This is a genomic window from Natronosalvus vescus (assembly GCF_023973145.1).
Taxonomy (GTDB): domain Archaea; phylum Halobacteriota; class Halobacteria; order Halobacteriales; family Natrialbaceae; genus Natronosalvus; species Natronosalvus vescus.
This window is the reverse complement of the sequence record NZ_CP099546.1, coordinates 1,799,429-1,812,593: the sequence shown is the minus strand read 5'-3', so window position 1 is coordinate 1,812,593 and position 13,165 is coordinate 1,799,429. Positions and strand designations below refer to the sequence as shown.

Below are 13,165 nucleotides of genomic sequence, written 5' to 3'. Positions count from 1 at the left end.
ATAGCTTCGATGAAGCGTTGGCCTGTGGGCCGAGCAACAGACGTGTTTGAGAACTGTGCGGCGCTGTATCCCCTCCCTGCTCACGCCTCCCGTTCGGTCGGCGTTCGCTGAGGAAGGGGGCTTAGCACCTACTTTCAGCTAAAAAATGGCGACGGCGGGGGTCGATCCGAGCGTGACGAATGCCGCTCGAACGAGATCACCCCACTCTTTGCATCAGTCGAGGCAATCGCTTTACGTCGCTCCGCCTCGAAGATCCCGTATGAGCACGCTGTTGCTCGTCGCACTCGTCTTCATCCCGGTGTTCGTCCTCGTTTTACTGTCGGCGTTCACCTACTACGACGCGACCGACATCGGCATGAAGAATCCGCGCCGGTGGGCGTTGATTGTCCTGTTCGTCCCCGTGTATGGCTTCATCATCTATCTGCTAACCCGGAGCGAACTCGACTACGATCCGGAAACCGATCCCTACCGGGACGGAGCGGTCAACGTCCACCCGTCTCGAGCCGACGAGGTGCCGTGGGACGTCCGCGGCCGCGAGAGAGTGTCCGAAGCCGACTCTCACGCTGAATCGGAATCAGAAGCCGAAGACCGGACGAACTCACAGGGCGGCGTAGAGAGGTACTAGACCGCTAGTCTTCCTGTGGTGTCCCTTCGAGTTCCTGTCCATCCGCCGCTCGGGTCGGCTCGTCTTCGACATCGGCGTCGTCGATGTACTTCTCCTTCCACGTGCCGCGAGTGAACCAGACGACGCCGACGATGGCACCGAGGACGTTGCCGAGGGCCATGCCGACCCAGATACCGGTCGCCCCCCAGTCGAGTGCGGCGACGGTGATTCCCACGACGGGGAGCGTGATCGACCACGACAGCGCCAGGACGAGGACGCTCACGACGCGGCCGACCCACAGCGTGAGCATCGATATCACCATAGCGGTCTTCGTGTTCCCGGCGCCACGGAACGCCCCGAGGATTACCTGTGAGACGCCGATGAAGGCGAACTCGACGGAGCGAATCTGGACGTACTCGACTCCGTAGGCGATCGTCGCTGGCGCGTCGGGGACGTCCCCGAGGAAGACGCTGACGATCGGTTCGGTGAACGCAACCGCGATCACGGCGACGACGAGCATCACCCCGGCACCCGTCGAGGCGGCGAGCCAAACCGAGCGCTCGGCGCGGTCGCTCCGGTCGGCCCCGAGGTTCTGGCCTACCATCGTGTCGATCGCCCGACCCAACCCCATCGCTGGCAGGAAGACGAGCGAGATCAGCCGGTTGCCGAGCCCGTAGGCGGCGACGACCGGCGGTGAGAACGTGACGACCATCGCCGTCAGCGTGATCATGGCCATCGCGCTCGTGGTCTGTTCGAGCGTACTTGGAACGCCCAGACGGACGATATCCAGAATAAACTCGAGATCCGGGTACAGGTGCTCGAGGGTGACGGCCGGGCCACTGGCCGTCGTGAAGAGAATCCAGAGGCCGATCCCGGTCGCCACGCCGCGGGCGAGGATCGTCGCCAGGGCGGCCCCCTGGATGCCGAAGCCGGTGAAGCCGGTCTGGGCGTAGATGGCAGCCTCGAGCCCCTGGAGGCCGAGCCAGGTGAACAGCGGGTTGTCGGCGAAGCCGAAGATGAGGAACGGGTCGAGGACGACGTTGATGACGACCGAGACGACCATCACGAGCATCGGTGTTCGGGTGTCGCCGTACCCCCGCATCAACGCGGAGAAGACGAAGAAGCCGAACATGAGGGGGATCCCCAGGAAGATGATCTCCATGTAGTCGGCGGCGAGCGGGATCACGGTCGCGGCCGTGTCCGGGTCGCTGGGGAGCAACTCGAGCGCCGGGCGGGTGTAGAAGTAGCCACCGACGCCGATGAACACCGAGAGGAAGGCGACGAACGAGAGCGTTTGCCCGGCGACGAGGCCGGCCGAGCGGTCGCCGCTCGCGCCGGTGTACTGGGCGACCAGGATCGCCCCCGCGGTGGTGAAGCCGCCGGCGACGGCGATCAGCAGGAAGATCAGGGGGAACGCGAGGCTGATCGCGCCGACGGCCTCGGCGGAGAGCCGGCCGAGATAGAGGGTGTCGACGACGTTGTAGGTGACCTGCAACAGCTGAATGACGACGATGGGCCAGGCGAGGTGAAAGAGCGGGCGAACGAGACTCCCCTCGGTGATCGAGTCTCGAGGAGCTTCGTCGCCGGTCGAGTCGGACGACGCCTCAGTACTCGAATCGGACGTGGCGTCGCCGTTCGAACCAACCGAGACGTCATCGTCCGAACCGGACGGGTCGCCGCTCGAGGTACCGTCACCCCCGCTCGAGCCACCGTCGACCCCGCTCGAGTCGTCCCCGCGTTCCCCTCCACCGTCGGTCACTATCGACCGATCGGGAGCGGAGTCGGTACTCGAGCCGTCGGATTCGTCACTCGAGTAACTGTGCTCGTCGCTCACTGCTGGGATGTGATGTGGAAGCGCAATGAACGTTCTGAAGCCGGCACGCGACGCCCGCCGAGTCGGTGTACCGTACGCTATTCGACGAGGCGTTCGATTTCGGTGACGAGAATATCGCTCGCGCCGGCCGTTTTGACCTCGGTAATCGTCTCGAAAACGTCCCGTTCGTCGACGACGGCGTGGACGGCCACCTTCTCGCCGCCGCCGTTGGCGATGTCCATGATCGTCGGCCCACCCATCCCGGGGATCACGTCGCGAACGTCCTCGAGTCGATCCCTGGGGACGTTCATCATCAGGTAGCGCTTGCCGTCGGCGGCGAGGACGGACGAGAGCGCCGTTTTAATCTCCTGAACTTTCGGCTCCTCGCGGACGTCCTCGTGGGCGAACAGCCGGACGGAACTCGCGAGCACCTCCTCGATGATGGCGAGGCGGTTCATTTTGAGCGTCGTCCCCGTGCTCGTTATGTCGACGATTGCGTCGGCCATCTCGACGTGGGGAGTGAGTTCGGTCGCGCCCGTCACTTCGACGATCGTCGGGCTGAGGCCGTGCTCCGCGAAGAATGCGCGGGTGACGTTGGGGAACTCCGTGGCGACGGTTTTTCCCTCGAGCGCGTCGACGGTGTCGATGTCACCGTCTTCGGGAGCGGCGAGGACGAGGCGACAGCGCCCGAACGCGAGGTCGAGTAACTCGTCGACGGACTCGACGTTCGCCTCTCGCATCTGATCGAGGCCCGTGATCCCGATGTCGGCCGCACCGTCGGCGATGTACTCGGGGATGTCGGCAGCTCGAGCGAAGAGGATCGTCACCTCGGGGTCGACGGTGTCGGCGTACAGTTTCCTGGCGGCCCCGTTCTCCAGATGGAGACCGGCCCGCTCGAGTAAGTCGATCGTCGGATCGTGCAGGCGGCCCTTGTTGGGGACGGCGATACGCATTGACCGGAGTTGGGAGCGAGCGGCCAATTGTCTTTCCATCTCGAGGGCCACTGCGCGTTCGGGCGACGGGGATCGAGTACCACGTCGGCGTCCAATTCGACCGACGTCACGCACACTGACGGATGAGTGAACTGAACCCGACGGCAGGCCACGAGACGCCCCGCTGATTCCACAGCGCAACCCACCGCGAGCTTTCGAATCTAAAGTCGGAGTCGGAAGACAGCAGTTTTTCGAGGGGCACCGCTCGAGCGGTGTCGTAACTTGACGTAGTCTGGAACTTGACGTAGCCTGGATATATTTCCCGTGTGGAAAGCTGACCAGCACAAGCGGAGTAACTCGGACTGATCGAGTTGTTTATTGTGGATGGGAGCAGCCAGTCTGTCGGTTCACGGCCGGAGCGCGAACGTCACCGGAAGGCGACGACGAGAGTAGTTTAGAATCGGAGATTGAAGTACGGATAAATCGGCTTTTCAAAGGCACAACTCGCTTGAACCCCCAACCCATAGTACTAGCCATGACAACCAGACGGGCCCACCTCGAGATCACCGGCATGTCCTGTGCGACGTGTTCGGGGAGCGTCGAGGATGCCGTAACCGACATCGAAGGCGTCGCCGAGGTGAGCGCGAACTTCGCCACCGACGAGGGCGTCGTGGAGTACGATCCCCAGGTGGTCTCCCTCGAGACCATCGTCGAGGCGATCGCCGACGCCGGCTACGAGGCCGCGACCGAGACCAAATCGATCACCGTAATGGGAATGTCCTGTTCGACCTGTTCCGGGTCGGTACAGGAGGCCGTCGAGTCTCTCCCGGGCGTTCTCGCCGCGGACGTGAACTTCGCTTCCGACGAGGCACGGGTTCGGTACAACCCGGCCGACGTCTCCCGTTCCGAGATCCACAGAGCGATCGAAGATGCGGGCTACGAACCCGTTCGGGAGGACGACGACGGCGAGGAGAATCAGCGCGAGCGAGCCGTCGAGCGCGAACTATCCCGTCAGCGCAAGCTAGTCATCTTCGGCGGCCTGCTCACCCTCCCCTTCATCCCGATGATGGTCGACATGGTGGTCGTCCAGTTCGGCCTGACCTCGCCGGTGCCGATGGCAATCTCCCACCCACCGGGGTGGCTCGAGTTCGTCCTCGCGACGGTTCTGATGGCTACCCTCGGTAAGGAGTTCATCGTCGGTGCCTGGCGGGCGTTCAAACACAATCGCCGGGCGAACATGGACACCTTAGTTGCGGTCGGCACCTCCGCCGGTTACATTTACAGCGTCGGTGCACTCAGCGGCGTCATCGTCAGCGAAGGGCTCTACTTCGAGGCCGTCGCGTTCATCCTCTGGTTTATCACGCTCGGTAACTGGCTGGAGGTTCGCTCGAAGGCCCGGGCCGGGAACGCCCTGCGAGAGTTGCTCGAGATGGAAGCCGACGAGGCGACCGTCGTCCGTGGTTACGGCGACGGCGACGGCGACGAAGAGCAGATCGCCCTCGAAAACGTCGAAGTCGGTGACGTCCTCAAGGTTCGTCCCGGTGAACGGATTCCGACCGACGGCGTCGTTCTCGAGGGCCAGAGCGCCGTCGACGAATCGATGCTAACCGGCGAGTCCGTCCCGGTCGAAAAGGGCGAGGGCGACGACGTGGTCGGCAGCACGATCAACGAGAACGGCGTCCTCTACGTCGAAGCGACGAAAGTCGGCTCCGAGACGGCGCTCAAACAGATCGTCGAACGGGTCAAGGAAGCCCAGTCGCGCCAGCCCGAGATTCAGCGGCTGGTCGACAAAGTCAGCGCCTACTTCGTCCCTGCAGTGATCGTCAATGCCGTGTTCTGGGCACTCGTCTGGGCGTTCTTCCCCGAGACGCTCTACAGCGCCTCCGCCTGGCTCGGCTCGTACATTCCGATCCTGAGCCCCGTCGGGGGCGGCCCGGTCACCGGTGGCGTACCCATCCTCGAGTTCTCCGTCGTCGTTCTCGCATCCGCGCTGTTGATCGCCTGTCCCTGCGCGCTGGGACTGGCGACACCCGCCGCGACGATGGTCGGATCGACGCTCTCGGCGACAAACGGCGTCCTGTTCAAAGGCGGCGACGTCCTCGAGCAGGTTCGGGGCATCGACACCGTCATCTTCGACAAAACGGGGACGCTGACCCACGGAAAGATGACGCTGACCGACGTGGTCGTTTTCGATGAAGGGGCGGCCCGAACCGATGGTGGCGACGGTGACGACCGCCTGCCTGACGGCGGGATGCTGGCCGAACGCGAAGAGTCCCTCGAGGCGTTCGTTCTCGGGGCAGCCGCTGCCGCCGAGTCGGGGTCAGAACACCCCATCGCCCGTGCCATCGTGTCAGGTGCCGAGGATCGAGCGGTCGACGTCGGCAACCTCGAGGAGTTCGAAAACGTTCCCGGGCACGGCGTTCGCGCCGAAACCACCCGCGGCACGGTCGTCGTCGGCCGACGGAAACTGCTCGAGGACGAGGGGATCAACCCCGAACCCGCCGAGGAGACGCTGCTTCGACTCGAGTACGAGGGAAAGACCGCCATCCCGGTCGCCGTCGACGGCGAGTTGCTGGGCGTGGTCGCCGTGGCCGACGAGATCCGCGAGAGCGCCAAAGAGACCGTCGCCGCTTTGCGAAAACGCGGCATCGAGGTCGTCATGCTCACCGGCGACAACGAGCGAACGGCTCGAGCCGTCGCCGAGACGGTCGGCATCGATCCCGAGAACGTCCGTGCGGAGGTGCTTCCGGAGGACAAGGCCGATCACGTCGAGGCGCTCCAGACGGACGACTCACGCGTGATGATGGTCGGCGACGGCGTCAACGACGCCCCCGCGCTGACGACGGCCCAGGTCGGCGTCGCGATCGGGTCGGGAACCGACGTGGCCATCGAGTCCGCCGACGTGACGCTGATGCGTGACGATCCGGCAGACGTCCTCAAAGCCGTCCGTATCTCGGAGGCGACGATTTCGAAGGTTCGTCAGAACCTCTTCTGGGCGTTCGCCTACAACACGACGCTCATCCCGATCGCCTCCCTGGGGCTGCTCAACCCCGCCCTGGCCGGACTCGCGATGGCCAGCTCGAGCGTGAGCGTGATGGCGAACAGCCTCTCGTTCGCGACCTACGACCCACACGAGGACTACACGCTGTGGCTGTTGAAGCCACTCGAGTGGATTCGCGGCTGAAGAAAGTCGTTTAAAACGTACTATTTGTTTTACTGTCAATATCAGCACATGTCGTGAGTCGCATACGTGCACGAGTCGGCGTCCCACCGGCACCACCGCCAGTCACTCAACTGAGAGAACGACACCACTCACTCGAGCAGATCTCCATAGAGGAATTCGGCGAGCGCAATCGTCACGTAGGCTTCGACGAACGCCGCGAGGACGAGCAACAGCCAGCCGAAGAATACGAACAGCAACGTACGATAGATGTAGGCTTTCGTGAGGAACGACTTTCGAGTCCCTCGCAAGCGCTGGGCGAAGCGGTGGACGAGACGGAATCCGACGCCAGCGGCGATAAAGAGGGCTGTCAGTTCGAAAATGCCGTGGGGAACGAGCAGGACGAACATGAGGTCGAATCCCATCTCTGCGCCCGCGCCGACACCGATGTTCCCGATCAAAATACCGTTGAAGACCATCACGACGAGCGTGAACAGCCCGAGCGTAACGGCACCCAGAATCGAGAACAGGAACGGCGGCGTGTTGTTGAGGATGAAGAACTCCGCCGTGAGGTCGAACTCGAAGGTATCGGGGTCTGGCGACTCGCTCTCGGTGAACTCCTCACCGAGCATCTCGAGGAAGAACTCGAGGAGGTCGACGCCGGCGACGTACAACAGCACTCCGAGGAGGATACCGAACCCGAACGTGCCGGCGGCGAAGCCGACGTACCGACGGTGTTCGACCCAGCTCACTTCGAGGGCGCCGAGCGTAAGAACCTTCCCAGCGACGTCGCCGACGAGAAACGCGGCGAACCCAAGCGCGAGCAACGTCGCGCCGACGGCCGGGAGAGCGCTCTCTTGACTGAGCCCCAGATACACGGCCATCAGGAGCGACAGGGCCGTCAACGCGAGGACGAGGCGGCCAGTGGCCGAGGTCACGGTTGACTGTGAACGCGTCTGCGTGTCCATACGCATTCGTTCGGTCAACGTGGCGATAAATCCGCCGACTGAGACAGTTGGGTCTGTGGCCTCCTCGGGCACTGTCTACACTCAGACCGGCACCCCATCGTGTGCCTCGAGCGCTTCTCGAATCGCTTCCCAGGTGGGGTCGACCGCTGGTGCCAGGAACCAGCCGCCGGCCCCTCCCTGTCGGCCGTCGGCGGTCTCGTCCACTCCGTCGATCGCTCCACCCATCCGATCGCCCGGGAGCGCAGCGCCGTCTTTGAAGCCGCTCGAGGTCGCGACCACGGCGACGGGGGTCTCGAGCTCGAGTTCGAGTCGCTGGTTCTCGAGTTCGGTTCCGTCGGCGGCCACCGCTCGAGCGGCGGAATTTCCGGCTGCGTTCCCGTCGAGGACGTCGGTCAGCGCCCGAAGTCCCGCGAACCCTGCCGCGCCGGAGGACTCCTGCCAGAAGCCTGTCTGGGCGAGTCGGTGCTGGGCGGCCTCGAGGTGGGCCTCCGAGAAGCCGACGGCGATGCCGTCGCTCTCGCGGATCGCCCGCAGCCCGCGGACGCTGCTGGTCGTTGCCTTGATGGAGTACGCCTCGGTCGGCTCGGCCTCGACGTGGGCGACCTCGGCCCCTGACTCGAGGGCGCGACAGAGTGGTGCCCGGACGCCTGGTTCGCAGGCGACCATCCGCGGGGTTCGATCGACGACGTCGAGATGCTCGAGTTCGCGAAACCCCTTCCAGACGCCGTAGAGCAGTTCCGCGTAGCACGTCGGGATGACGACCGTGCCCGGAACCGCCCCGCCGAACTGGCAGTACAGTTCGAAAGCGATCGTCTTGTACCCCTCCGGCCCCCAGGCGTGGCCGGTGTGGACGGCGGTGCGGCTGCTGACGGGGTGGAAGCCGTGCTCCTCGGTCAGCCGGTCGACCGCGAGCTGACGAGCGTCGATGTCGTCGACGGCGAGGACGACCGCGCCGTAGCTCCGGATGAACGCCTGCACCGCCGCGGGCGTCCGTGGCGCGGTGAAGACGACGCAGGGGAGGCCGGCTCGAGCGGCGTAGGCGGCGGCCGCAGCGCCGTGGTTGCCCGTCGACGAGGCGACGACACCCGCAGCATCCTCGCGAACGGCCGCGCTGACCGTACAGCGGTTGAGCCGATCCTTGTGGCTCCAGGTCGGGTTCTGGGACTCGTCTTTGAGGAACACCGTCGTGTCGGAGCCGCCATCGGCGTTCGATGCTCCTGCTGGCTCGTGCCAGGACTCGAGACCGAGCCAGTTCTCGAGGTCGTCCACCGGAAGCAACGGTGTGTTCCCCTCACCGAGCGTGTCGGCTGCGAGCGGAGGAAGGAGGGGTTGCCAGCGCTCGAGCCCCGGCGTCCCCCACGTCGAACCGGCGGGATCGAACAGTCCGGGATCGACGGCGTCGTAGTCGTAATCGACGCCCACGGGGTACTGGATCTCGTCGGTGCTCGTCTCCGGACAGCCGGCCGTAAGTGCCGGCTCGAGCGGGTAGGTGATCGACGGGTCGGCGAGCGATCGGTGACGGGTTGCCAGGGAGTCCTCGGGGGCCATCGAGCGGGGGAACGGTCGGCCGCCACTTATACTACTGGCTCTCGGTGAGGCGGTCAGTGCACCACCATCGAGTGGGGTCTACATAGCTATACTTTCGGTAGTAATACACTACTACCGCCATAGGCACACTTTCTGTAGCATTGCATTTCCAATCCGTGTCCGTCCGCAGAAATGCCCTACACTTCTGGATCCATGCACTACGAGGCCACCACGCCGCCCACAAGGCAGAAATTACCGACGAACTCGAGACGCCAGATTAAGGCCCACCCCGCCGAAACATCGAACAATGACAACGCTGGCGATCACCGGCGGCGACCTCCTCCGGCCGGACCACACCGTCGAACGCGCGGACGTACTGGTCGAGCAGACGAGCGGCGAGATCCTCGAGATCGGCCATGACCTCGGGAGCGGGGCCGACGAAACCCTCGACGCCTCGGGCTGTCTGGTCACGCCCGGCTTCGTCAACGGCCACACCCACGTCGCGATGACGCTCCTGCGGGGGTACGCCGACGACAAACCCCTCGACGCCTGGCTGCAAGAGGACATCTGGCCCGTCGAAGCCGCGCTCACGGCCGAGGACATCCGTGTCGGGGCCGAGTTGGGCGTCCTCGAGTTCATCAAAGGCGGCGTCACCACGTTCGCGGACATGTACTTCGAGATGCCAGAAATCGCCTCCGTCGTCGAGCAGGCTGGCGTTCGCGCCCGACTCGGCCACGGCATCGTCACCGTCGGCAAGGACGAGGCGGACGCACGCGCCGACGCCGAGGAGGGTCTGGAAATGGCGATCGAACTCGACGGGGCCGCGGAGGGGCGCATCTCGAGTGCGTTCATGCCCCACTCGCTGACAACGGTCTCCGAGGACGTCCTGTCGGAGTTCGTCCCGAAAGCACGCGACGCCGGCGTCCCGTTGCACTATCACGCCAACGAATCGACCGACGAGGTCGACCCCATCGTCGAGGAACGCGGCGTCCGCCCGCTCGAGTACGCCGCCGACCTCGGGATGCTCGAGGAGGGCGACTTTCTGGCCCACGGCGTCCACCTGGACGACCGGGAGATCGACCTCCTCGCGGCGTCGGGGGCGAGCGTTGTCCACTGCCCGGCCTCGAACATGAAACTCGCAAGCGGGATGGCCCCCGTCCAGCAACTGCTCGACGCGGGCGTCACGGTCGGTCTCGGCACCGACGGCGCGGCCTCCAACAACGACCTCTCGATGCTCGACGAGGCCCGCGACGCGGCGATGCTCGGCAAACTCGCGGCCGACGACGCCAGCGCCGTCCCCGCACCGGCGGTCGCCGACATGCTCACCGCCGGCAGCGCCGACGCCATCGGTCTCGAGACCGGTCGAATCGAGGTCGGCGGGGCGGCCGATTTCGCCGTAATCGACCTCGAGAGCCCGCACCTGACGCCCGCTCACGACGCGGTGAGTCACCTGGCATACGCCGCCAGCGCGAGCGACGTCCGCCACACCGTCTGTGACGGACAGGTGCTGATGCGCGAGCGCGAGGTACAGACGCTCGACGAGGGTGCTGTCCTCGAGCGAGCACGCACGCACGCGACGGACGTGCTCGATCGCGTCTGAAGGTGTGTCTCGAGAGATCTCTGCAGGTGTTTCCTGTTCTTCCGTCTTAGCAGGAACGTAAACGGGCGATCGATCCGAAGAGGTTGTGAACGGAATCTAAACGTTCACAGAATCCGATAAACGCTAAAAACCGTTTTGAGTGCCTAAAAACGACCCCCAACGGAACCGAACTGCTGACGGGGTTTATGAGGGTCGTCGGCCCCGTACCATTTGGATGCAACGACACACACTCACCGCAGTGGCACTGGCTGCGGCCATGATATTCGCGGTGCTGGCCCCACTCGGTGCGGCGGCCGGAGCCGCGACGGCTGCAACGAACGACGACCTTTCGATCGACGTCGACCAGACCGACGGCGTTGTCGTGACGGTCACGCACAACGACACCGCTGTCGAAAACACCACGCTCGAGGTCTCGCTCGAAGATGAGAACGACACCTACGAGGGCGTCGGCAACTACACGACCGACGAAAGCGGATCGGTCGAGTTGGTAACGCCGAACGACTCCGTCAACGTCACACTCGCCGCCTCCACCGGCGGGTTGAGCGATGAGATTACGGTAACCCTCGAGGCCGCGGACGACGAGGACAGCGACGATGAGGACGAGCAACCCGGCTCCTTCGGTGCGCTCGTCTCACAGTTCGTCGATGAGAACAAAGACGACACGGACGGTCCGTTCGGCATCGCCGTGGCGAACTTCGTGATCGAGAACAACCCCGGTGACGCGCCAGAACACGCTGGCCCGCCATCCCACGCTGGCCCACCGGCTGACGATGAACGCGGCCCCCCAGCCCACGCTGGCTCCGGTGACGACGCAGAGGACGGTGACGATGACGAACGCGGCCCACCTGAACACGCGGGATCCGAGGACGACGATGACGAGCGCGGCCCACCAGCCAACGCTGGCCCTGGTGGCGATGACACGGAAGAAGCTGACGCCGACGAGGAAGAAGACGGTGACGACGGCGACGACGTCGAGGACGCCTGATCGGACGTCAACTTTCGGACACACCAACTCGTAACGTAACCCACCCGCGTTCGGTTTCGGCGTCGATATCGCCGTCAAACGCGGGCACTGCACCGCTGGCGTGACGGTACCCCACTCGAGCACGCTTCCAGAGGCACCCACCCCGTACCGCACGTCCGCTGTATTCCGTTTTCGACGATTTTCCGCCGTACAGTCCACTCCAACGGAGAACCCATCCTCGGAAGCCGCCTTCGGTAGGGTTTTGAGCGCCCTTGTCGTCTGTCGAGCTATGAACGACTACCCACCGATCAGCGAGCAGCTATCGGATCTCGAGTCGGCCCAGCGAGAGGGGCGACGCAAGATGGACTGGGCGGCCCAGCACATGCCGATTATGGCGGCCATCCGCGAGGAGTTCGAGGCCGACCAGCCTCTCGCAGGCGAGCGCATCGCGATGGCCATGCACGTCGAAGCCAAGACGGCGATCCTCGTCGAAGTGCTAGCTGACGGCGGCGCCGAGGTCGCCGTCACCGGCTGCAACCCGCTGTCGACCCACGACGACGTGAGCGCGGCGCTCGACACCCACGAGAACATCACGAGCTACGCCAAACGCGGCGTCGACGATCAGGGGTACTACGACGCGATTCACGCCACGATCGACCTCGAGCCGACGATCACCGTCGACGACGGGATGGATCTCGTCGCCGCTATCCACGAGGACTACCCCGAACTCATCGACGGCATCGTCGGCGGGGCCGAAGAGACCACCACGGGTGTCCACCGCCTGCGCGCGATGGACGACGACGGAGCCCTCGAGTATCCAGTCTTCGCCGTCAACGACACCCCGATGAAGCGGCTGTTCGACAACATCCACGGCACCGGCGAGTCCTCCCTCGCGAGCATCGCGATGACCACGAACCTCTCGTGGGCCAGCAAGAACGTCGTCGTCGCTGGCTTCGGTTACTGTGGCAAAGGCGTCGCCCGGAAAGCAGCAGGTCAGAACGCGAACGTCATAGTCACCGAAGTCGAGCCTCGCCGCGCCCTCGAGGCCCACATGGAGGGCTACGACGTGATGCCGATGGCCGACGCAGCAGAGGTCGGCGACGTATTCATCACGACCACGGGCAACCGCGACGTCATCGTCGAGGAGCACTTCGAAGTCATGCAGGACGGCGTCTTGCTGGCCAACGCGGGCCACTTCGACATCGAGATCGACCTCGAGGCGCTCAACGACCTCGCTGCCGACCGCTACGAGGCCCGTGACGGCGTGGACGCGTACGAACTCGCGGACGGACGTCGGCTGAACGTCATCGCGGAGGGGCGACTCGTGAACCTAGCGGCCCCGGTCTCGCTGGGCCACCCGGTCGAGGTCATGGATCAGTCCTTCGGCGTCCAGGCGGCGTGTGTGCGCGAGCTGGTCGATAACGGTGAGGACTACGACGCGGGCGTCCACGACGTGCCCGACGAGTTAGACAGGAAAATCGCCGAGATCAAACTCGCGGCCGACGGCGTGGAGTTCGACGACCTGACCGACGTCCAGCGCGAGTACATGGGCTCGTGGGATCACGGGACGTAGGGCGGAAACCGCTCGCTGACCCCA

9 protein-coding genes are annotated in these 13,165 nt (G+C 64.7%); 5 read left to right on the top strand and 4 right to left on the bottom strand.

Annotation, left to right across the window (positions count from 1 at the left end):
* Window positions 1–259: 259 nt before the first annotated feature.
* Window positions 260–625 (top strand): PLD nuclease N-terminal domain-containing protein, encoded by a 366-nt coding sequence (locus NGM68_RS08685; protein ID WP_252701243.1) that lies wholly within the window; start codon window positions 260–262, stop codon window positions 623–625.
* Window positions 626–629: 4 nt separating this feature from the next.
* On the opposite strand, the gene NGM68_RS08680 is transcribed toward NGM68_RS08685, so the two are convergent.
* Both NGM68_RS08680 and hisG read right to left on the bottom strand, forming a co-directional pair.
* Entirely contained in the window at window positions 630–2,363 is a 1,734-nt protein-coding gene (locus NGM68_RS08680) for an MATE family efflux transporter (RefSeq protein WP_425493617.1), read from the bottom strand.
* Between the two features lie 152 nt (window positions 2,364–2,515).
* Window positions 2,516–3,370: an ATP phosphoribosyltransferase gene (hisG, locus tag NGM68_RS08675; protein ID WP_252701242.1), complete on the bottom strand. Its 855-nt coding sequence runs from the start codon at window positions 3,368–3,370 to the stop codon at window positions 2,516–2,518.
* Between the two features lie 514 nt (window positions 3,371–3,884).
* Between hisG and NGM68_RS08670 the strand changes: the two genes are divergently transcribed.
* Window positions 3,885–6,533 carry a heavy metal translocating P-type ATPase gene (locus NGM68_RS08670; protein ID WP_252701241.1) on the top strand — a complete coding sequence of 883 codons (2,649 nt, stop codon included), beginning with the start codon at window positions 3,885–3,887 and terminating at the stop codon, window positions 6,531–6,533.
* 128 nt (window positions 6,534–6,661) lie between these two features.
* Here the strand turns inward: NGM68_RS08670 and NGM68_RS08665 are convergent, their stop codons facing one another.
* Together NGM68_RS08665 and NGM68_RS08660 are read right to left on the bottom strand one after the other, a co-directional pair.
* The gene (locus tag NGM68_RS08665) at window positions 6,662–7,477 is read right to left on the bottom strand and encodes a stage II sporulation protein M (protein ID WP_252701240.1); all 816 of its coding nucleotides are present in this window, start codon (window positions 7,475–7,477) and stop codon (window positions 6,662–6,664) included.
* Window positions 7,478–7,558: 81 nt separating this feature from the next.
* Window positions 7,559–9,025, bottom strand: coding sequence for a threonine synthase (locus tag NGM68_RS08660; RefSeq protein WP_252701239.1), 1,467 nt, complete (start codon window positions 9,023–9,025; stop codon window positions 7,559–7,561).
* A gap of 286 nt (window positions 9,026–9,311) precedes the next feature.
* On the opposite strand from NGM68_RS08660, the gene NGM68_RS08655 reads away from it, so the two are divergent.
* The 3 genes from NGM68_RS08655 (at window position 9,312) to NGM68_RS08645 (ending at window position 13,141) form a co-directional block, all read left to right on the top strand.
* Window positions 9,312–10,604, top strand: coding sequence for an amidohydrolase (locus tag NGM68_RS08655; protein WP_252701238.1), 1,293 nt, complete (start codon window positions 9,312–9,314; stop codon window positions 10,602–10,604).
* A 214-nt stretch (window positions 10,605–10,818) separates the two neighbouring features.
* On the top strand, window positions 10,819–11,589 hold the full coding sequence (locus tag NGM68_RS08650) for a hypothetical protein (protein ID WP_252701237.1): 771 nt from the start codon (window positions 10,819–10,821) through the stop codon (window positions 11,587–11,589).
* 268 nt (window positions 11,590–11,857) lie between these two features.
* Window positions 11,858–13,141: an adenosylhomocysteinase gene (locus NGM68_RS08645; protein ID WP_252701236.1), complete on the top strand. Its 1,284-nt coding sequence runs from the start codon at window positions 11,858–11,860 to the stop codon at window positions 13,139–13,141.
* Window positions 13,142–13,165 lie beyond the last annotated feature (24 nt).

Bases quoted from the DNA above. Each gene is read 5' to 3' on its own strand.
- NGM68_RS08655 (WP_252701238.1), top strand. From the start codon at position 9,312: ATGACAACGCTGGCGATCACCGGCGGCGACCTCCTCCGGCCGGACCAC.
- NGM68_RS08665 (WP_252701240.1), bottom strand. From the start codon at position 7,477: ATGGACACGCAGACGCGTTCACAGTCAACCGTGACCTCGGCCACTGGC.
- NGM68_RS08670 (WP_252701241.1), top strand. From the start codon at position 3,885: ATGACAACCAGACGGGCCCACCTCGAGATCACCGGCATGTCCTGTGCG.
- NGM68_RS08685 (WP_252701243.1), top strand. From the start codon at position 260: ATGAGCACGCTGTTGCTCGTCGCACTCGTCTTCATCCCGGTGTTCGTC.
- NGM68_RS08650 (WP_252701237.1), top strand. From the start codon at position 10,819: ATGCAACGACACACACTCACCGCAGTGGCACTGGCTGCGGCCATGATA.
- NGM68_RS08660 (WP_252701239.1), bottom strand. From the start codon at position 9,025: ATGGCCCCCGAGGACTCCCTGGCAACCCGTCACCGATCGCTCGCCGAC.
- NGM68_RS08645 (WP_252701236.1), top strand. From the start codon at position 11,858: ATGAACGACTACCCACCGATCAGCGAGCAGCTATCGGATCTCGAGTCG.
- hisG (WP_252701242.1), bottom strand. From the start codon at position 3,370: ATGCGTATCGCCGTCCCCAACAAGGGCCGCCTGCACGATCCGACGATC.